Below are 19,561 nucleotides of genomic sequence, written 5' to 3'. Positions count from 1 at the left end.
GAAAGATTGGATATACTGAGATATTGGGGGGGGGTTGAATAAAAAAATAATGTTATAAATTTTTAAAAGAATTTTTTACTAAAAGTATACTTAGCAAACTAGCAATCACTATAAAAATAATATAAATATAAAAATACTTCTCATACATAAAATTAACAACAAAGGGTGTTAAAAAACCTAAAATCGCATAAGAGATATTATAAGCAAAAGAAAGACCACTTGATCTTAACTCTGTAGTAAAAATTTGAGTCATAAAAATAGGAGCAAAAGCTATAATGCCTTGCGCAAAACAAGCAAGCAAATAAAATGATAAAAACCACTCATTATAAAAGCTAAAACTTATGCCAAAAGCTCCAAAAACCACAGTAAAAATCAAGCAAATCCTAAAATGTCCTAAAAAATCCGCTAAATACCCTTGTGCTAAACTTCCTAGTATGATCATCACGATGGCCAAATTTTGATATAACAAAGCAGTAGTTTTACTAACTCCTAATAAGCTTTCAAAATATTGTGGCAGTATCATTAAAGTAGCTACCCCGCTTGTTAAAACCACAGTAAGTAAAGCGCATATTAACATACTTTTCTTGTGTGTTTTTAAAGCTTGTAAAAGTGGAAAATTTAAAATTTTTTCTTTCTCTTTTATGTTTTTAAAAGCTGGCGTTTCATTAAGCTTTGTGCGCAAAAATAAAGCTATTATGCCAAAAAATCCCCCTATAAAAAAAGGAATTCTCCAAGCAAAGCTTTCTACTTCTTCTTTATTAAAATACGCATATATAGTCAAAGTCGCTAAATTTCCAAGCAATAAACCTAAAGTTAAAGTCGCTGAAATAAAACCAAGTGCCAAACCAAGTCTTTTTTTACTCACAAATTCACTCACAAAAATCCAAGCACCACTCACTTCAGCTCCTATGGCTAGTCCTTGAGTTATCCGTATGATAAAAAGCATAAAAGTAGCTAAAAGTCCTATACTTTCATAAGTAGGTAAAAAGGCCAAAACAAAACTTGGCACGACCATTAAAAGCATACTGACATAAAAAACATTCTTACGCCCTTTAATATCTGCAAAATGTGCTAAAACAACAGCACCAAAAGGTCTAGCTAAATACCCTGCTCCAAAGGCTACATAAGTGTAGATTAATGGCCAAAAATCATCATTTTGAGGAAAGAAAATTTTTGCAAAAACACTTGCAAAGAAGATAAATAAAACAAAATCATAAAATTCCAAAATACCACCTAAAGAAGCATAGATGGTATTTTTAAAAGCTTTTTGCATTATTAAATTTTGCCACCTTCGATTACTACATCATCAGCTTTTATATCATCACTAAAAAATGGCTTTAAGGTTTCATCATAAGCTTTATGAAAAAACTGCTCATTTTGTAATTTTAAAATCAAATCATTAATAAATTTCAACATAGCCTCATCACCTTTTTTTACAGCAGGAGCTATGACATCATGATTTCCAAGTTCTTTAATTACCACTTCAAAATTTGGATTTTCTTTAGCCCAAGCAAAAAGTAAAGCATTATCATGGCTTAGCGCATCGCCTCTTTTACCGATTAAAGCTGCAAAAGTTTCTGTGTTTTGATCAAATTTTATACTTTTAATTTCTGGCATATTTTTTGTAAAATACGCATCAGCTGTTGTGCCTTTATTTAAAATCAAAGTTTTGTTTTTTAAATCATCTATAGTTTTAATATCCGATCCCTTAGGAGCCACTACTCCAAGAGCAACTTTCATATAAGGCAATGCAAAATCCACCACAGCTTCTCTTTCTGGGGTTTTTGTAAAATTTGCTAAGATTAAATCTACTTTATTTGACTCTAAAAACTCCACCCTATTTGCTGCTTCGACTAAAACAAATTGTACTTTAGAATCATCACCCAAAAGTTCTTTTGCTATACGTTTAGCAAAATACACATCATAGCCTTGATTTTTCCCTTGTGCATCTAGGTAGCCAAATGGAGGTTTATCACCAAACACACCTATGCGGATAACACCTTGTTGTTTGATTTTTTCTATGGAGTTTTCATTAGAACTTGAATTTGAACAGGCGCTAAAAAAAAGTGCCATTAAAAACGATAAAAGAAAAATCTTTTTCATATTTTTTCCTTGTGATTAAAATTTAAATTTTTAAACCTTATATTAATTTTTTAAACAAATCTTTTCTAAAATAAAATTAACGATGAAAATCAAATAAATTGAGAAATTTCTTCGCACGATCAGTTTTTGGATTTTCAAAAAATTCATCAGGCTTTGAAATTTCTACTATTTTTCCATCATCCATAAAAACTATTTTATCAGCAACTGCTCTTGCAAAACCCATTTCATGTGTAACTATAAGCATAGTCATACCATCTTTTGCTAAATTTAAAATCACATCTAAAACCTCACGCACGATTTCAGGATCAAGCGCTGCTGTAACTTCATCAAAAAGCATGATTTCAGGATTCATACAAAGGCTTCTAACTATGGCTATGCGTTGTTTTTGTCCACCACTTAACTCTTTAGGATAAGCTTTTAATTTATGCAAAAGCCCTACTCTATCAAGCCAATATTTTGCTTCTTCTAAAACTTCTTCTTTTTTTCTTTTTTGCACCTTTAAAGGTCCTAAAAGTATATTTTGCTTCACATTTAAATGATCAAAAAGCTCATAAGATTGAAACACCATGCCTATTTTTTGGCGAATTTGAGTCCATTTTTTATAATTTTTATCAATTTTTTCATCATCTACAAAAATAGCTCCATCAGCCATTTCTTCTAAACCATTAATACATCTTAAAAGTGTAGATTTCCCACAACCACTTGGACCTAGTATAACCACTACTTCTTTTTGATTTACTTCTAAATTTATATCTTTTAAAACATGATGATCATCATAGTATTTTTGTAAATTTTGTATTTTTAAAATGCTCATATTAGCTCCATTTTTTCTCTAAAAACTTTGAATATACCGACAAAGGATAGCAAAGTATAAAATAAATCAATAAAATCAAACCATAAATCACAAAAGCCGCGTAAGAGTTTTGAAATAAATTTAGCTCAATCACTTGTTGGCCTACTTTAATAAGCTCTATGCCACCGATTAGATAAATCACTGAAGTACTTTTAATAATTCTTGTAAAAAGATTAATACTCATTGGTAATAATCTTCTTAAAGATAAAGGTATAATGATAAAAAGATAAACTTCAAATTTATTAAAACCTAGTGAAAGTCCTGATTCGTACTGGTGTTTTGGTATGCTTGCTAAAGACGATCTAACCAAATCCATCATCTCAAACACGCCCCAAATACTAAAAACAATAATACTTGAACCCAAAGCACTCAAATGCCATCCAAACCATTTCGCCAAGCCAAAATGCACTATAAAAAGCCAAACAATCAAAGGCATAATACGCACAAACTCAAGCATAAAACGACAAAAAGCATAAAGGATTTTATTTTTAGAATGCATTAAAATTCCAAAAAATACTCCTCCAATAAGTGAAATCAAAACACTAATCAATGAAAGCTCTAAAGTAACCTTTAAGCCTTGTGCTAGTCTAAAAAAGGTATCTTGATTTAAAATTTCAAACATAATTTAACCTTTTTTCTATACGGTTTAACACTAAAGATAAAGGTAAAATCAAAATCAAATAACAAAGCACCAAAGCAAATAATGCTTCATTACTTTTATAATAAAGTCCTATAAGATCTTTAGCCACATATACTAAATCTGCTAAAGCAATAATGCTTACTACAGAAGTTTCTTTGAGTAAAAAAATGATATTTGCACTAATACTTGGCATAGCTATACCCAAAGCTTGAGGTATGATTACATAACGAAAATTTTTCCATTTACTCAAACCCAAAGAAAGTCCTGATTCGTATTGTTGTTTTTTTACTGCTTCCATACCCGCTCTTAAACTTTCAGCCATATAAGAACCACCTAAAAAACTAAGTCCTATCACAGCACATGCAAAAGAGCTAAGGTGTATTCCAAACTCAGGCAAAGCATAATATAAAAAGAAAAGTTGGATTAATAAAGGTGTATTTCTTGAAAATTCTATGTAAATTTTACAGATTGTATTTAAAAAAGAAAATTTAAAATAACTTACTCCCACACAAAATAAACCTACTAAAAATGAAAAAAATACTCCATAAATAGCAAGTTTTAAAGTAAGCCAAGAAGCTTGTATAAACATAGGGCTAAACTTGATTAAAAAATCAAAATCCATAAAACCTTCCATACTTTAAATACAATATTGTAACAAATAAGACTTAAAAAGACTTAATTAAATTTTGCATTTTTTCTTTATTTAAAATTGCTATTTTACCTTTATTTGTGCAAATAAGCTCATTTTGTTTTAATTCTTTTAAAAAACGCGACAAGGATTCTGGGGGTAAATTCAAAATCACAGCAATTTCTTTTTGCTTTAAATTTTGTAATTTTTCTTCATTTTCTAGTAAAAAGCTGACTAATCTTGACTTTAAATCCAAAGATTTTTGCCTGATGAAATTTTCTAAAATTCGAATTTTACCGATTAAAGAAGTCAGAAGCAAAAAGCTAAATTCCCCATTTTCCAAGCATAATTTTTTAAATTCATCAAAATCAAAAACACAAATTTCACAATCTTGCTCACAAATAGCATTAGCTGGGTAATTAATACCCTCAAACACAGGCATTTCAGCTATAAAATTTACCGGAGTTAAAGTGTGAAGTGTTAGTTCAAAACCTTTTGCATTCACCTTATATATACGCACTTTTCCACTTAGTAAAATGTAAATTTTATTTGCTTTTTCACCTTGAAAAAATAAAATGTTCCCTTTGTTAAAATGTTTTTTCTTGCCTTTAGAAATTAAAATTTCAAAGTGTTTATCCATTTTCTTTTTCCATATTTTTGATACTTTCTTTTGCTTTTAAAACTAACTCTCCATCATCTGCAAAATCAAAGAATTTAAAATGATTGCCATGTTGCACTCTACCATCTAGCAAATCTCCACTTAACCTATTTTTCAAATCAAGCTCAGCTATTTTAAATCCATCTAAAGTTTTAGCAAATTCAAGCAAACGACTTGGAATTTCTTTTTGCTTAGTATATAAATAACAAAAGCTCTCAAGCCCCACTCTACCTACCCTACCTCTAAGCTGATGTAAGGTAGCAAGCCCAAGTCTTTCAGCCCCAACAACCACAATCACACTAAGTCTTGGCAAAGAAATCCCCACTTCAACCACGGTAGTAGAAAGTAAAATCGTGCCTTTTTCTCTAAATTCTTGTAAAATTTGATCTTTATTTTTATCTTTTCCATGAGTTACATAAACATTTTTGTATTTGTTTATCCAGTATCCTTGTGCTTGTTCTAGTGATAAATAATCTATATTTTCACTTTCATTTACTAAAGGATAAATGATGATTACTTGATGATTTTTAACTAGCTCATCATCGATTTTTTTAAGCAAATATTTAAAATCTTTATCTTGTATACAAAAAGTCTTAATGTCTTTTTTAAAAGGCATTTGTTTAATAAAACTAAAATTTACAAGCTCACTTTGTATCATAGAAAGTGTTCTTGGTATAGGTGTAGCAGAAAATTGCACGATATGTGGAGCATATTGAGAATTTTTGCTAAGCTCGCTTATTTTTTGTCTTTGATTAGAACCAAAACGGTGTTGCTCATCTATCATCACTAAAACTGCTTCAAATTCTTCTTGATGAATGAGCACATGTGTGCCTATGATAAAATGAGCTTGTTCTTTTAATTTTGCTAAATCTTTATCTTTTTTACCACCTTTTAAAAGCAATACATTAACAAAATCAGGCAAAAGTCTTTTTGCTTCATGATAAATTTGCTCTGCTAATATACTAGTTGGAGCCATTAAAATAGCCTTTTTAGGATATACTAGCAAACTTGCAGCAAGTATAACCAAAGTCTTACCACAACCCACATCACCCATTACTACACGCCTTTTAGCAACTTTATTTTGTAAGTCTTTTTTAATATCTTCTATCGCTAAAAGTTGATCATTTGTAGGGTTAAATTCTAAACCCTTAAGCCAAGAGCTTATATCAAAAAGTTCTATTTCATAAGCATTTTGTGATATTTTTTTACCCTTTAAACGCCTTAAATGATTAAAAATTTCTATATATTTTAAGTCTTTAACTATGGCGTTAAAATTTTCATAAAGAGTTAAATCATCATAATTGTGCAAATTTAAAAGCAAATTAATATATTTTTGTTCTAAATTTAGTGCTTTTAAATTAGCTTCATTGACATATTTTAAGATAAGTTTGTTTATGCTTTCATCTTTAATAGAGCTAATTTGATATTTAGGGGCTATTTGACCTATGTTTTTTACTATTTTTGGGTTTATAAACTGCCAAATTCCATTGAAAAAATTCATCTTTGCATGGATACAAACTAAAGCATTATGCTTAAAAATTTTAAAATGCCATTTATTAGGATGAAAGATTACTATATTTGCTTTTATACCCCATTCTAAACATTCACAAAGTATAAAAAGCTGGGAGTGATGATTTTGCGTACTGATAATTTTTACATTTTGGGTGCAAAATGTATCTTTTGGAAACTTTGAAATTCTAAAATCATCAAATTTTTTAGGTAAAATCAAAGCCAAATCAATACAATTTTTAACCCCTAAAGTATGAAGTAGTTTTAAATCCTTTTCTTCAACTTTCATTTTCTATACTTGCAAAACTCACTTTTGTAATTTCACTATGTGTTTTGATAAAGTCATTTAACTCATCTAAGGTAGTGTTTTTAATCTTTTGCATTTCTTCTTTCAAATTTCCAAGTTTTAAACCATGCAAATACTCATTTAACATTATATCTAGTCTTTTAGCCAAGCTTTCATATCTTAAAGGCATAGAGCCTACTAAAAATTGTTTAGCTAGTTGAAATTCTTTTTCATTCACTCCATTTTGGACAAAATTTTCAAAAACTTCTTTAACTAAAGTTTTAGCCTCATTAGAACTTTCATTTTTAGTTTGCAAATACCCAAAAACTCTACTATAGTTTAAATTTACATCAAGCATAGCATATGCTGAATACGCCAAGCCTCTTTTTACACGCACTTCCTCCATCAAACGCGAACCAAAACCACCTTGACCCAAGATAAATAAAGCAAGTTTAGCTAAATACATTTTTTCATCATTAATTTGCATATTAAATGGAGAACAAAAGTATATATAAGCTTGTTCGGTACTTTTTTGCTCACTTACTTCTATATTCTCATCAATGAGTTTGTAATTTTTGTTTTGATTTGAGGTATTTCTTTTTAAAATTTGGCAAATTTTTTCTGCTTTAATCTTTGCTTCATCTTCTTTAATATCTCCACCAAAAACAAATAAAGCATTATCAAGCACTAAATTTTCACTCATAAAATCTTGTAATTCTTTCAAACTAATCTTTTCTATGCTTTCTTTAGTCCCATCAAGACCACTAGCAAAAATTTCATCTTTGAAAACATTTTTATTTAAAAGTCTTTTTGCTTGATAATCATAATCAGTATTTAAACTTGCAAGCTCACCCAAAGCTAAAGTTTTTAATCTTTGTAAGATTTTTTCATCAAAACGCACATTTAAAAACAATTCTTGTAATTTTTCTAAAGCAAAATCAAAATGTTCTTTCAAGCATTTAATACTAATTTGAAAATGCTCAAAACTAGCCTTAGCATAAAGCTCTATAGCACGGTATTCTAAGCTTTTAAAAAACTCATCATTACTTCCTTCATTTAAAAGCCTAGCAAGCATACTTGCACAACCCCTATTGTGTTTTTCTGCTATTTTTCCACTATTTTTAAAAATGAGTTTAAAAAATACCACAGGAAGCTCGTTTTCATACTCATATATTATGTCTATTTTAGTATTATTAAAGTCTAAATTTAGCATTAAAACCTTTCTAAAATATTATAAGCTGTGTCACGTTTAGCAGGTAATTCTCCTATATCTTTGATAAGTTCTATCATTTGTTCTTGATTCATTCTGTATTTTGCACCAGCTGCAGCTACGACATTTTCTTCCATCATGGTTGAACCTAAATCATTTGCACCAAACTTTAAAGCAAGTTGGCCTATCAAAGAGCCTTGTGTTACCCATGAACTTTGTAAATTTTTAAAATTATCCAAATATAATCTTGCTAAAGCTAACAATCTTAAATATCTATTAGAACTTTGCTTGATGATTTCAGGATGTTTTTTAATCAAAGGAGTATTTTCACTTTGAAATGACCATAAAATAAAAGCTCTAAAACCATCTGTTTTATCTTGTAAATTTCTTAAATGATCAAAATGTTCGATGATTTCCTCATCATTTTCAACCGTACCAAACATCATAGTAGCAGTACTTTTCATACCTATATTATGTGCACTCTCATGCACTCTAAGCCAAGTAGCTGTGTCACATTTGTGTGGTGCGATGATATCTCTTACTCTATCGCTTAATACTTCAGCACCTGCTCCAGGTATAGAAAAAAGTCCTTTAGTTTGTAGTCTTTTTAAAACCTCTTCAATAGAAATTTTAGAAACTCTTGCTATATAAGCTATCTCTACTGCTGAAAAACCGTGCACAGTGATGGTTGGATAATTAGTTTTTATATAAGAAAGTAAGTCTTCATACCATTCTATTTTAAGTTTTGGATGCACCCCGCCTTGAAATAAAATTTGCGTTCCACCTATGGCTTGTAATTCTTCTATTTTTTGCCCTATTTCTTCGTATTTTAAAATATAAGAATCATCATCTTTTTCTTTTCTACAAAAAGCACAAAAATCACAATCAATACAACAAATATTTGTATAATTTATATTTCTATCCACCACAAAAGTAGTTATTTTTTCAGGGTGAAGCTCTAATTTTTTCTCATATGCCATTGTGCCTAATTCGTATAAAGGTGCATTTTGGAGTAAATTCAATGCTTCTTTTTTGCTTAATCTATTCATTATTAACCTTTTTTATAAAAAAGAATTATTATAGCATTTAAATGTAAAATAATCTTAAAAACGATATAATCAAGCCCTTTAATTTCATATATTCATAGGATACTCATGACTTATAGGTCTTTACTTAAAAATAATAAAACTTTTCGCCTTTTAGCAATGGTACAATTTATAAGTTATTTTGGTGCATGGTTTTCTCAAGTAGGTGTTTTTACTCTCTTAACCAAAGAGCTACAAGCGCCTGCAAATATCATAGGCTTTTCAGCTATTTTTGTTTTTTTACCTTCTATTATACTTGCACCTATAAATGGAGTTATAGTAGATAGATTTAAACCTAAGAATTTATTACTGACAATGATTAGCATTGAGATGATTTCTATTTTTATGCTAATTTTTGTAAATTCTTTAGCTATGCTTTGGTTTTTATACTTTTTAACCTTTGTGCGTATGGCGGTTGCAAGCATGTATTTTCAAACAGAAATGTCAGTTTTACCTAAAATTTTAACCCCACAAGAATTAAAACTAGGCAATGAGCTTCATAGTATTATATGGGCTGTATCATATGCTTTGGGTATGGGCGCAGCAGGACTTTTTATAGATCTTTTTGGAGTAAAACCAGCTTTCATAGCTGATACTTTAATGTTATTTTGCGCTATGCTTATACTTAAAACTTTAATCTTACCTGATGAAAAAAATACCACACAAAACAATCTTTTTATATTAATCAAAGAAGGTTTAGTTTATGTATTTAACAATAAAAAAATCATTCATTTGATTTTACTTCATGGAGTTGTAGGGATAACCGCTTATGATGTTTTAATCACTCTTTTAGCCGAATATGAATACGCAAAAGTTATTTCCATACCTCTAGCCATAGGGCTTTCTAATGCTATAAGAGCCATATCTTTACTCATAGGACCTTATGTGCTTAGTCCTTATATTAATAAAAACACTTTAGTATATTTATACTTAGCGCAAGGTATAGGTATAATGCTTTGGGCTTGCTTGCAATTTAACTTTTATCTTGCCTTTATAGGCTTAGTAATGGCAGGTTTTTGTACTTCATCTTTATGGAGCTATACTTACACACTTTTGCAAAATGATTGTGATAAAAGATATTATGGTAGAGTGATTGCCTATAATGATATGGTGTATTTAACTTTTAGTGCAATTATTGCTTTTTCAACAGGATATTTATTTGAATTTTATGGAATAAAATTAAGCCATTTTACTTTTGGCTTAGGAGTATGTTTTATCTTTGCGGCGATTTATTGGTGGTGGTTTAATAAAAAATATAATTAATCCACCTTAGAATAATAAACCCCACCCGCTGAAAAGTTTTTTTCAAAATACGCTGTTTCAGGTACAAGATCTGATTTTCCTGGGTATATTCTACCTTCTCTATTTAATATCCTATGGAAACGCTCCATTAATCTTATTTTGAAATCTTGATCAAAATAAATCATCATATTTCTTGAAAAAATCACATCAAATTTCCCAAGTTTAAATAAAGAATCATCAAAAACATTACAAAGCTCAAAACGACATCTACAAGCTAAAGTCTCTTTTTTAAGCTGATACATTCTATCTTTTACATCAAAATAACGCGTTTTTTGCATAGTGTTTAATCTAGCTACTGAGCGCTCTGAATATAACATTTCATTGCATTTATCTATCATTTTTTTATTAATATCTATACCAACTATATTCATACCTTTAACAAAATTCTCACTTGCTAAAATAGCCAAAGAATACACTTCTTCACCACTTGAACATGGGGCACAAAGTACATTTACAGGTCGATCAAGAGATTTTATATAAAAAATTACATCTTTTAATTGTTCTAATTCTCTAAAAAAATATGTCTCACAAACTGTAATAAAATCCATAGTTTCTTGCTTTAAATTTCTTTGAAACTGCACTTTTTCATTTAATTCACTAAGACTGCTTAAACCTAATTCTTGTAAAAATTTAGGTAGCTTTATAGATAAAATATCTTTTTTAGTATTAAGATTATTTCCACTTATTTGCTCTACTATTTTTATAAAATCATTCATTTCATTTTCTGTAATTTTTATCATCTTTCCATCCTATGATTTGATAAAATTTATTATTTCTTTTTTGAGTTCTATTAAACTCATAGGTTTTAAATTTGGATTAGTATCTCTAGCTTTTTTTGGCATTCCATATACTATAGAATCTGCCTCATTTTCACATAAACACCTCACACCAACCTTATAAAGCTCAAATAAAGATTTAGCACCATCATCACCCATTCCTGTCATGATCAAGGCTAAAATTTTATGATATTTACAAAGATTTACAGCCGAATGAAACAAAACATCTATCCCTGGGTTAAAACTACTTATTTGTTCTGTAGTGTTTAATACTAAAGTGTTATTTCCACTTAAAACCATATTTCTTTGACAAATATAAATTTTATTTTTTAAAACTTCTTTGTCGTTTGGTACAATCACATCACTTTTTGCTTCTTTGTTAAATTGATTTACAAAAGAAGGAATAAAAGCTGGGTTCATATGTTGAGCAATCACTACCGCACAATCTTTAAGTTCTATATCATTTAGTAAAAACTTTAGTTGACTTGGACCACCCGTTGAAGAACCAATCAAAACAAGCTTCATTTTTTACCTTAAGTTTAGTATTATTATATCAAATAAATATTTGAAAATATTAAAAAATAATTATATACAAGAAAGAAAAATTTTAATTAAATATGATAAAATTAATACTTTAAATTTCAAATGATAAGTGATTATTAAATGTTAAGAGAAAAAATTTACATAGCAAGTGATCATGCTGGCTTTATTTTAAAGCAAGAAATTATCAATTTTTTACAAGAAAAAAATATAAGCTTTGAAGACTTAGGTCCTTTTAGTAATGATCGTTGTGATTATCCTGATTATGCACATTTATTAAGCTCTAAAATTAACGAAAATAGTTTTGGAATTTTAGTGTGTGGATCAGGTATTGGTATGAGTATAGCAGCAAATCGCCATACAAATATACGCTGTGCTTTGTGTAATGAACCTTTAAGCGCTAGACTCTCAAGAGAACATAACGATGCAAATGTTTTAGCCTTAGGAGCTAGACTAACCGGAGTAGATATGGCTTTTGAAATCATCTCAAATTTCATTAATACTTCTTTTAGCGGTGGAAGACATTGCGTGCGAATTAGCAAAATAGAGGCAAAATTATGATTTTAAGTTGGCTTGTATTAACTGTATTAATTTGTGTTAGTATTTATATGACTATTATGTTGCTTTATTATAAAACCTTACTTCATAAAGAAAAAGTAGCAAAAGAATTCATAAAAAACAATCTTGATGATACTGAAATAGTCATTAGAAAATTACAAGTACAGCTTCAAAGAAGTTTAGGCAATATTGACATTTTAACTGAGGAATTAAACAAAAGCAAAGCAGACCTAACCTCTCTTAGAACAAGAAATTCACAATATCGTATCGAAAATGAAAAATTAAGACAAAGAATCAAAGAATTAGAAGCAAAAATCGAGGCATTATTATGATGAAAGAACAAGATAAAAAATACTTATTAGATAGCATTAGAGCTATTAAGGATTTTCCAAAAGAAGGAATTATCTTTAGAGATATCACTACTTTATTAAATAACAAAGAAGCGTTTGCATTTTTAATGGATCATTTAGTTGAAAAATACCAAAACGCAAAGCTTGATTATATCGTTGGTATAGAAAGTAGAGGTTTTATTTTTGGAGCTGCACTAAGTGCTAGATTAAAACTACCTTTTGTGCCTATTAGAAAACCAGGTAAATTACCTTCAAAATGCTTGCAAGAATCTTATAGTTTAGAATATGGTAGCGATACCATAGAAATTCATATCGATGCATTTAACAATCAAAAAGCAAACGTTTTACTCATAGATGATCTCATCGCCACAGGTGGCACAGCTATCGCTGCTGTTAAACTCATAGAAAAACTCAATGCAAAATGTGTTGAAGCTTGTTTTTTACTAGAATTAAAAGATCTTGATGGGGCTAAAGAATTAGCTAAATTAACTTCTGTTTATAGTGTTTTAGAGGTATAAAATGGAAGAATTTTTAAAACAACTTTTGTATGATTATAAAAACTGGGCTTATATCATCGTGTTTTTATGGTGCATACTTGAGGGAGAACTTGCGCTTATTTTAGCAGGTATTTTTGCACATGAAGGTCATGTAAATTTAGGACTTATCATCTTTGTAGCAGGTTTGGGTGGTTTTGTAGGTGATCAAATATATTTTTATATAGGAAGATATAATAAAAAATATATTCAGAAAAAACTTCGCACCCAAAGGCGTAAATTTGCCATAGCACATTTACTCTTGCAGCGTTTTGGTTGGCCTATTATATTCATACAAAGATATATGTATGGCTTTAGAACTATTATACCTATGAGCATAGGACTAACACGCTATAGTGCGAAAAAATTTGCATTTATTAATCTCATTAGTGCTTGGGCTTGGGCTGCCATAACCATTTTACTTGCATGGTTTTTTGGAAAACAAATTTGGCTTGCAGTGGAATGGGCTGGAGATCACTGGTATTTTGCAGTGCCTATTATTGCTTGTTTTTTACTTGCTTTATTTTTAGGTATGAAACAAATAGAAAAATCAATACTTAGAAAAAGGGAGCATAAATGATTTTTAATTTTAAAGAAGAAACTATAAATTCTATAAATGCTGACTTTGAAATCATTTTAATACAAGATAAAAAGATAGAAAAATACACTCAAAGTCAAGAACTTTTTAAACTTTCAAATTATAAAGGCGAAGGAATTTGCATAGATATGCAAAATAAAATTCTTTATAGTGAACTTAAAAGTTTAGAATATGAAGATATAAGACTTGCTTTTGCAAATGCTTATAAAGCTTTAAAAAAACTTGAAATTCAAAGTGTTAAAACAAAGAGTGTTGTAGGAAAATGCGTAGTAAATAGCTTTAATGCTATGATTCAAGGATTTACTTTTGGTGCTTATGAGTTTGATAAATATAAAAAAGAAAAAACACAGAGTAAGTTAGAGAATATTTTCATCTCAAAAGATGAAATTAATGACAAAGCATATAACCTAGAAGAAGCTTGCATAGGTATAAACTATGGTCAGGTTTTTTCAAATGCTTGTGATTTTGCAAAAAATATCGTAAATGAAATTCCTCAAATTTATACTCCTGCAAAAATGGCTGAGGATGCTCTTAGCTTAAGTCAAAATGATTGCAAGATTTCATGTAAAATCTATGAGAGTGATTTCTTAGAGCAAGAAAAAATGCAAGCATTTTTAGCGGTAAATCGTGCATCAATCCATCCTCCAAAACTCATTCATCTTTCATACAAACCACAAAATCCAAAAATGAAAGTAGTGTTTGTAGGCAAAGGACTAACTTATGATAGTGGTGGGCTTAGTTTAAAACCTGCTGATTATATGCTAACAATGAAATCAGATAAAAGCGGTGGTGCAGCGGCAATGGCCATCATCAAAGGCGCAAGTGAATTAAACCTTAATATAGAAGTGCATTCTATCATCGGTGCAACTGAAAACATGATAGGCGGAAATGCTTACAAGCCTGATGATGTACTTATCTCAAGAGAAGGTGTGAGTATAGAGGTTAGAAACACCGACGCAGAAGGAAGATTAGTTTTAGCAGATTGTCTTTCGCTTGCTCAAGATCTAAAACCTGATTTATTAATAGATCTTGCCACTCTAACTGGAGCTTGCGTAGTAGGACTTGGAGAATACACAAGTGCCATCATGGGAAATAATGAAGATTTACAAAACGATTTTTTCAAAGTAAGTAAAAAAAGTGGAGATTTAGCTACTATTTTACATTTTAATCCACATTTAAAAGAACTTATAAAATCAAATATAGCAGATGTTAGCAATACCTCTTCAAGTCGTTATGGTGGGGCTATTACAGCGGGGTTATTTTTAAATTCTTTCATTAGAGAAGAATACAAAGACAAATGGCTACATTTAGACATCGCAGGGCCAGCTTACTTAGAAAAAGCTTGGGGTTATCATAGCTTTGGTGCAAGTGGAGCAGGTGTTAGAATGTGCCTTTCATATTTACTTTATCTTTCAAGGAAACAAAAATGAGTTTATCAGTTGGTATAGTAGGACTTCCAAATGTCGGAAAATCTACCACTTTTAATGCACTAACAAGAGCACAAAATGCAGAAAGTGCAAATTATCCATTTTGCACCATAGAGCCAAACAAAGCAGTCGTACCTGTACCCGATCATCGCTTAAAAGAGCTAGCAAAGATTGTCAATCCACAAAAAATCATACGCTCAAATATAGAATTTGTTGATATAGCAGGTTTAGTAGCTGGCGCTAGCAAAGGCGAGGGTTTGGGTAATAAATTTTTATCTAACATACGTGAAACAGAGATGATTTTACATATTGTGCGTTGTTTTGATGATGAAAATATCACCCATGTTGCGGGCAGTGTTGATCCTGTGCGTGATGTGCAAATCATAGAAACAGAACTTATACTAGCAGATATAGAACAACTTAGTAAAAAAATAGAAAAACTCACTAAAGGTGCAAAGGCCAACGAAAAAGGTGCAAAAGAAAGTTTGGCTTTAGCTAATGAGCTTTTAGAACATTTAAATCAAAACAATAGTGCAAGCTCATTTCCAAATAAAAATGAAGTCTATCATGCTCTTATAAAAGAACTAAGATTGCTTTCAGCTAAGGAAGTAATATATGGAGCAAATGTAGATGAGAATTCCCTTTTAGAAGATAATGAATTTGTAAAAAATCTTAAAGAATTTGCAGCAAAATCAGGGCATGAGGTTATCAAACTTTGCTCTAAAATAGAAGAGGAAATGATAGCTTTAAGCGATGAGGAGCATTTTGAGTTTTTAAAATCTTTAGGGATTGAACGTAGTGGGCTTGAAGTAGTTATACGCACAGCATTTTCAAAGCTTAATCTAATTAGCTATTTTACAGCAGGTCAAATAGAAGTTAGATCATGGACTATACAAAGAGGCTGGAAAGCACCAAAAGCAGCAAGTGTAATCCACAACGACTTTGAAAAAGGTTTTATCAAAGCTGAAGTGATTTCTTATGAAGATTATATCGCTTGCAAAGGAGAAAGTGGCGCTAAAGAAGCAGGAAAGCTACGCCTTGAAGGAAAAGATTATATCGTACAAGATGGTGATGTAATGCATTTTAGATTTAATGTTTAATTCAAATTGCAAGCTGTTTTAGCTTGCAAATTTTATTAAACTATATTTTCATATAATTTTACCGCACAAACACAATTATCTTATATTTTGCTGTTTTATGTAATAATAATATATCTCCAAAAAGTATTTTAAATGATTCAAATAACTTAAAATTAAAAATAATCTTGATAATTTTATATTCTAGTTTAAAAATTTTATATTATTGTCTTGGTATAAAATCATCAACCTACTTTTCTTCCAAAGAATTAAAATTTAATTCTTTGGAGCATTTTTTACACTTATAAGCTATATTTAAATATTTAATTTTTACATGCAATCCATAATCAAGCTTGTGAATCATATCCTTGCAACCACAGATATATTCAAATTTATTATCTTTTTCTTGCTCTTTTGTTAGCTCTAATTCTTCTTTGTCTAAACTTTTTTTGTATTTATTAATCATCATATCATGTTCTGCAATATGCTCTACTAGCCAAATAGAAACTATTTTATTAAGTTTTTCTTTAAGATCATTTGTACTATTGCATTCACTAAGTAATGCGCTCATATCTTTAATGATTTTTTTATGCATTGCCTTGTGCTCTGATAGATATGGATAATTTATGGAGTACATATATTCTTCTTCATCTTTAAAATGTGTTTTCATATAATCAAAAAAATTACCCAACAACTCTTTAACTTCAATTTTATAAATATGCCTATTTAATAAACTAGCTGTTTTTTCTGCTAAATCAAAAAGAGTCTGATGCTGTAAATCAATATCCGTATTTTCAATGCTATATTTTTCATTCCATACTGGAAGCACCTCCATAAACAATCCTAAGCAATACGAATTATTTTTTTACAAACTTTGCAGTTATATTTTGCACCATCAAGAATTTGCAAATGAACTCGATGAGGAATTTTATGCCTCTCATTTACACAACCACAAACATAAATAATATGTTCTGGTACAATCTCTTCAAAAATACTTTCAGTTGAAATATCTACTTCAAATGAATTTTCTTTCATTTGAAGCTGTTTTTGTTTTTCGTATTTGTGGTATTTCATATCTTCTTTTAAGATATGCTCTAAAAGCCATTTTTCTGTAATAATATTAAGTTTTTCTTTAAAATCATTTACAGTTTTGATATTTTTTACCAAAGAAATCAACGAGGCAGTGATTTCTTGATGTATTTTTTTATGATACTCTAAGTCAGGATAAGCAATACTTTCCATATAAGCTTCTTCATCTTTAAAATGTGTTTTAACATACTCAAATAATTCAATCAAAACACTCTTTATTTCACCAACACTTGCATGGTTTTCTGCTACAAGATAAGCCTTTTTAGCTATATCAAATAAAGCTTTATGTTGCTCATCAATGATTTTATTATGTACGCTGTATTCTTTTGCCCATTTAATCACAAAAATCCTTTTCTATAATATCTATATAATTAAGCAATAAAATAAACACAAAAAAATGAGCAAAAGTATACAATAAATTTTAAATATTTATAATAATATTAAAAATAATTTATAAAATATTTAAAATAATACAAAAATTATCTGATTTATAAAACATCTATCTTAAAAGATGCTTTATAAAAATTTTATCATCAAACACAAATTAATCTTTTGATTGTTTTTTGCAGCCTATCCTTTGTATTCTCTTCATTAGAAAAAGTAAGTAAATTTGCTTTAGGCCAAAAATAGCTTTTAGGATTTTCAAATTTACCCCAACGCCAATCAAATCTAGGCGCTAAAAGTACTATTGTAGGTATATCTAAAGCTAAGGCTAAATGTGCAATAGCACTATCTATACTTACCATACAATCAATATCTTTTAAATTATCTAAAGTATCGTTCCAATTTTTTAATTTCACTCCCCTATTTTCAACTTCATTAGGTAGATTAACTCCTTGCATTCCATCTACCTGAAAAGATATTATTTCACAGTCTAAATCTTTTAAAGCATTAAACAAAAATGCAAAATCCACATTTCTTAATAAATCAGTATTCATAGCATTAGGTGTAAACCAAAAAATTCCTATTTTTTTAATTTTGTTATTTGGTTTTTCTAGAGCTATGATAGGTGTTTTTAACTTAGGAATTTCATCTAATTTAATATCACAAAGTAAAGGCAAAGAGCAAATTGGCATAGCATAATCAAATTCACTCGGAAAATCTTTTAAAATTTTCAAATTAGAAAAAATTTTATTTTGTTTATTAAACTCTTTGAGTTGGTTTTTAAATATTTCATACATAGCACTTTGCGGAGCAAATAAAACTTTAGAGGCAATTTGACAAAGTTTTTCCAAACATCTAGCATACATAAAAGTATCACCAAAACCTTGCTCACAAAAAACTAAAATTTCTTTATCTTTAAAAGCCTGCACACCTTCTTTGTTAAAAGCTTGTATAGTTTTATTATAATGATATGGCGAAAATGTTTCATTATGAGCATAAAAAAGTCTACTTTCATATACTCTTTTGCCTTCTTCAAAATTATCACTTTCACCCATACGCATTAATAAATACGCCAAATCAAACTGATAGGTTGCGTGCGGATGTAAACTCAAAGCTTTTTGATACGCATTATAAGCACCTTGGTAATTAGCGCTTAACTCTAATGCTTTTGCATAGTTTTGCCAAAACTGAGCATTATTTTGATTATACTCACACAAACTTGCAAATAATTCTAGAGATTCTTCTAATCTTAAAAGTTTAAAAAGCAAATACGCCTTTTGTGGTAAAATTTGCGTATTTAAATACTCATAAATTTTAACTATAGTCAAGTTTTCTTGGGTTTTCTCTTGTAATCTATCTTGTAAATTAATACTATTTGTAAAATTTTTTTCTACTAACTCTCCACTTTGTAATTTTGCTATCATAATTTGTGTAAAATCACAAAGTTCATTATGTGCTTCAAGTGCCTTTTGGAAATTTGTTTTAAAATAAAGCTCAGCGTAATTTTTCCACAAATCAAGATTATACATATCTTTTTCTAAAGCAAGCTTATACAATTTTTCTGCCTCTTCTAGGCTTCCTGTATTTTGATAAGCAAAAGCAAGTTCTAAACTAAGCTCATCTTTTAAAAAACATTGCCTTTGTAAAAGTTCTTTAAGCAATCTAATGCCATCATTAAAGTTTCCATTAGACAAAAATGCTTTTGCAAGCATTAGCCCATAAAAACTTGTAGGATATAAATTAAAAATTTGTTTTGCATAATGTAAAGTTTTAGCATAATCTCCTATTTTAAAAGAAGCCATCATAGCATACTCTAAAGCATTTTTAGGATCTTGTTCTAAATATGCTTCACTATATTCTAGACATTTGTAATAATTATTGTTGTAATAATAATATATTATTTTATCTAACATAAACACCTCTAATATTTTTTATATTATTATAACATATCGCCAC

21 protein-coding genes are annotated in these 19,561 nt (G+C 29.3%); 7 read left to right on the top strand and 14 right to left on the bottom strand.

Annotated elements, in window-relative coordinates; translation table 11 throughout:
- Window positions 1–52 precede the first annotated feature (52 nt).
- The 9 genes from L8U00_RS07415 to L8U00_RS07375 form a co-directional block, all read right to left on the bottom strand.
- Window positions 53–1,273: an MFS transporter gene (locus L8U00_RS07415; protein WP_263709063.1), complete on the bottom strand. Its 1,221-nt coding sequence runs from the start codon at window positions 1,271–1,273 to the stop codon at window positions 53–55.
- A gap of 2 nt (window positions 1,274–1,275) precedes the next feature.
- Window positions 1,276–2,073, bottom strand: coding sequence for a cysteine ABC transporter substrate-binding protein (locus tag L8U00_RS07410; RefSeq protein WP_412175430.1), 798 nt, complete (start codon window positions 2,071–2,073; stop codon window positions 1,276–1,278).
- A 106-nt stretch (window positions 2,074–2,179) separates the two neighbouring features.
- Window positions 2,180–2,917 (bottom strand): amino acid ABC transporter ATP-binding protein, encoded by a 738-nt coding sequence (locus tag L8U00_RS07405; RefSeq protein WP_263709061.1) that lies wholly within the window; start codon window positions 2,915–2,917, stop codon window positions 2,180–2,182.
- A 1-nt stretch (window position 2,918) separates the two neighbouring features.
- A complete protein-coding gene (locus tag L8U00_RS07400) occupies window positions 2,919–3,578 on the bottom strand; it encodes an amino acid ABC transporter permease (RefSeq protein ID WP_039618154.1) in 660 nt (219 codons plus the stop codon).
- A complete protein-coding gene (locus tag L8U00_RS07395) occupies window positions 3,571–4,218 on the bottom strand; it encodes an amino acid ABC transporter permease (protein ID WP_263709060.1) in 648 nt (215 codons plus the stop codon). The genes L8U00_RS07400 and L8U00_RS07395 overlap by 8 nt, the downstream gene beginning before the upstream one ends.
- Window positions 4,219–4,261: 43 nt before the next feature.
- Window positions 4,262–4,864: a nitrosative stress-response regulator, Crp/Fnr family gene (locus L8U00_RS07390; protein WP_012661401.1), complete on the bottom strand. Its 603-nt coding sequence runs from the start codon at window positions 4,862–4,864 to the stop codon at window positions 4,262–4,264.
- Window positions 4,857–6,680 (bottom strand): ATP-dependent DNA helicase RecG, encoded by a 1,824-nt coding sequence (recG, locus tag L8U00_RS07385; RefSeq protein WP_263709059.1) that lies wholly within the window; start codon window positions 6,678–6,680, stop codon window positions 4,857–4,859. Before recG ends, L8U00_RS07390 begins: the two co-directional genes overlap by 8 nt.
- Window positions 6,670–7,890 (bottom strand): M16 family metallopeptidase, encoded by a 1,221-nt coding sequence (locus L8U00_RS07380; protein WP_263709058.1) that lies wholly within the window; start codon window positions 7,888–7,890, stop codon window positions 6,670–6,672. The genes recG and L8U00_RS07380 overlap by 11 nt, the downstream gene beginning before the upstream one ends.
- Window positions 7,890–8,936, bottom strand: coding sequence for a dehypoxanthine futalosine cyclase (locus L8U00_RS07375; RefSeq protein ID WP_263709057.1), 1,047 nt, complete (start codon window positions 8,934–8,936; stop codon window positions 7,890–7,892). The genes L8U00_RS07380 and L8U00_RS07375 overlap by 1 nt, the downstream gene beginning before the upstream one ends.
- Window positions 8,937–9,041: 105 nt before the next feature.
- Between L8U00_RS07375 and L8U00_RS07370 the strand changes: the two genes are divergently transcribed.
- Window positions 9,042–10,235, top strand: a complete 1,194-nt coding sequence (locus tag L8U00_RS07370; RefSeq protein ID WP_263709056.1) for an MFS transporter — start codon at window positions 9,042–9,044, stop codon at window positions 10,233–10,235.
- Here the strand turns inward: L8U00_RS07370 and L8U00_RS07365 are convergent.
- Together L8U00_RS07365 and L8U00_RS07360 are read right to left on the bottom strand one after the other, a co-directional pair.
- Complete coding sequence (locus tag L8U00_RS07365) at window positions 10,232–11,014, bottom strand: CheR family methyltransferase (protein WP_263664281.1); 783 nt, start codon at window positions 11,012–11,014, stop codon at window positions 10,232–10,234. The two genes, L8U00_RS07370 and L8U00_RS07365, sit on opposite strands and share 4 nt — an antisense overlap.
- A gap of 9 nt (window positions 11,015–11,023) precedes the next feature.
- Window positions 11,024–11,575: a CheB methylesterase domain-containing protein gene (locus tag L8U00_RS07360; RefSeq protein WP_263664282.1), complete on the bottom strand. Its 552-nt coding sequence runs from the start codon at window positions 11,573–11,575 to the stop codon at window positions 11,024–11,026.
- Between the two features lie 138 nt (window positions 11,576–11,713).
- On the opposite strand from L8U00_RS07360, the gene rpiB reads away from it, so the two are divergent.
- From rpiB to ychF, 6 genes are read left to right on the top strand one after another with little or no spacing between them, the layout of a single operon-like run.
- Entirely contained in the window at window positions 11,714–12,151 is a 438-nt protein-coding gene (rpiB, locus tag L8U00_RS07355) for a ribose 5-phosphate isomerase B (RefSeq protein WP_263679345.1), read from the top strand.
- A complete protein-coding gene (locus tag L8U00_RS07350) occupies window positions 12,148–12,480 on the top strand; it encodes a hypothetical protein (RefSeq protein WP_039618138.1) in 333 nt (110 codons plus the stop codon). Before rpiB ends, L8U00_RS07350 begins: the two co-directional genes overlap by 4 nt.
- On the top strand, window positions 12,480–13,016 hold the full coding sequence (gene apt / locus L8U00_RS07345) for an adenine phosphoribosyltransferase (RefSeq protein WP_263709064.1): 537 nt from the start codon (window positions 12,480–12,482) through the stop codon (window positions 13,014–13,016). Before L8U00_RS07350 ends, apt begins: the two co-directional genes overlap by 1 nt.
- Window position 13,017: 1 nt before the next feature.
- A complete protein-coding gene (locus tag L8U00_RS07340) occupies window positions 13,018–13,611 on the top strand; it encodes a DedA family protein (RefSeq protein ID WP_039668313.1) in 594 nt (197 codons plus the stop codon).
- On the top strand, window positions 13,608–15,059 hold the full coding sequence (locus L8U00_RS07335) for a leucyl aminopeptidase (RefSeq protein ID WP_263709054.1): 1,452 nt from the start codon (window positions 13,608–13,610) through the stop codon (window positions 15,057–15,059). Before L8U00_RS07340 ends, L8U00_RS07335 begins: the two co-directional genes overlap by 4 nt.
- Window positions 15,056–16,156 (top strand): redox-regulated ATPase YchF, encoded by a 1,101-nt coding sequence (gene ychF / locus L8U00_RS07330; RefSeq protein WP_263679342.1) that lies wholly within the window; start codon window positions 15,056–15,058, stop codon window positions 16,154–16,156. Before L8U00_RS07335 ends, ychF begins: the two co-directional genes overlap by 4 nt.
- Window positions 16,157–16,382: 226 nt before the next feature.
- Here ychF and L8U00_RS07325 read toward each other — a convergent pair whose 3' ends face one another.
- The 3 genes from L8U00_RS07325 to L8U00_RS07315 form a co-directional block, all read right to left on the bottom strand.
- On the bottom strand, window positions 16,383–16,967 hold the full coding sequence (locus L8U00_RS07325; RefSeq protein ID WP_263709053.1) for a bacteriohemerythrin: 585 nt from the start codon (window positions 16,965–16,967) through the stop codon (window positions 16,383–16,385).
- A gap of 8 nt (window positions 16,968–16,975) precedes the next feature.
- Entirely contained in the window at window positions 16,976–17,563 is a 588-nt protein-coding gene (locus L8U00_RS07320) for a bacteriohemerythrin (RefSeq protein ID WP_263709052.1), read from the bottom strand.
- 191 nt (window positions 17,564–17,754) lie between these two features.
- Entirely contained in the window at window positions 17,755–19,518 is a 1,764-nt protein-coding gene (locus L8U00_RS07315; RefSeq protein ID WP_263709051.1) for a tetratricopeptide repeat protein, read from the bottom strand.
- Window positions 19,519–19,561: the final 43 nt, after the last annotated feature.

Origin of the sequence: Campylobacter sp. IFREMER_LSEM_CL2256, from assembly GCF_025771645.1 — a bacterium.
Classification (GTDB): Bacteria; Campylobacterota; Campylobacteria; order Campylobacterales; family Campylobacteraceae; genus Campylobacter_D.
This window is presented reverse-complemented; position numbering and strand designations above follow the sequence as displayed.

Bases quoted from the DNA above. Each gene is read 5' to 3' on its own strand.
- L8U00_RS07365 (WP_263664281.1), bottom strand. From the start codon at position 11,014: ATGATAAAAATTACAGAAAATGAAATGAATGATTTTATAAAAATAGTA.
- L8U00_RS07325 (WP_263709053.1), bottom strand. From the start codon at position 16,967: ATGGAGGTGCTTCCAGTATGGAATGAAAAATATAGCATTGAAAATACG.
- L8U00_RS07380 (WP_263709058.1), bottom strand. From the start codon at position 7,890: ATGCTAAATTTAGACTTTAATAATACTAAAATAGACATAATATATGAG.
- L8U00_RS07390 (WP_012661401.1), bottom strand. From the start codon at position 4,864: ATGGATAAACACTTTGAAATTTTAATTTCTAAAGGCAAGAAAAAACAT.
- L8U00_RS07335 (WP_263709054.1), top strand. From the start codon at position 13,608: ATGATTTTTAATTTTAAAGAAGAAACTATAAATTCTATAAATGCTGAC.
- L8U00_RS07340 (WP_039668313.1), top strand. From the start codon at position 13,018: ATGGAAGAATTTTTAAAACAACTTTTGTATGATTATAAAAACTGGGCT.
- L8U00_RS07315 (WP_263709051.1), bottom strand. From the start codon at position 19,518: ATGTTAGATAAAATAATATATTATTATTACAACAATAATTATTACAAA.
- L8U00_RS07375 (WP_263709057.1), bottom strand. From the start codon at position 8,936: ATGAATAGATTAAGCAAAAAAGAAGCATTGAATTTACTCCAAAATGCA.
- L8U00_RS07400 (WP_039618154.1), bottom strand. From the start codon at position 3,578: ATGTTTGAAATTTTAAATCAAGATACCTTTTTTAGACTAGCACAAGGC.
- recG (WP_263709059.1), bottom strand. From the start codon at position 6,680: ATGAAAGTTGAAGAAAAGGATTTAAAACTACTTCATACTTTAGGGGTT.
- L8U00_RS07360 (WP_263664282.1), bottom strand. From the start codon at position 11,575: ATGAAGCTTGTTTTGATTGGTTCTTCAACGGGTGGTCCAAGTCAACTA.
- L8U00_RS07395 (WP_263709060.1), bottom strand. From the start codon at position 4,218: ATGGATTTTGATTTTTTAATCAAGTTTAGCCCTATGTTTATACAAGCT.
- ychF (WP_263679342.1), top strand. From the start codon at position 15,056: ATGAGTTTATCAGTTGGTATAGTAGGACTTCCAAATGTCGGAAAATCT.
- L8U00_RS07415 (WP_263709063.1), bottom strand. From the start codon at position 1,273: ATGCAAAAAGCTTTTAAAAATACCATCTATGCTTCTTTAGGTGGTATT.
- L8U00_RS07410 (WP_412175430.1), bottom strand. From the start codon at position 2,073: ATGGCACTTTTTTTTAGCGCCTGTTCAAATTCAAGTTCTAATGAAAAC.
- apt (WP_263709064.1), top strand. From the start codon at position 12,480: ATGAAAGAACAAGATAAAAAATACTTATTAGATAGCATTAGAGCTATT.
- L8U00_RS07350 (WP_039618138.1), top strand. From the start codon at position 12,148: ATGATTTTAAGTTGGCTTGTATTAACTGTATTAATTTGTGTTAGTATT.
- rpiB (WP_263679345.1), top strand. From the start codon at position 11,714: ATGTTAAGAGAAAAAATTTACATAGCAAGTGATCATGCTGGCTTTATT.
- L8U00_RS07405 (WP_263709061.1), bottom strand. From the start codon at position 2,917: ATGAGCATTTTAAAAATACAAAATTTACAAAAATACTATGATGATCAT.
- L8U00_RS07370 (WP_263709056.1), top strand. From the start codon at position 9,042: ATGACTTATAGGTCTTTACTTAAAAATAATAAAACTTTTCGCCTTTTA.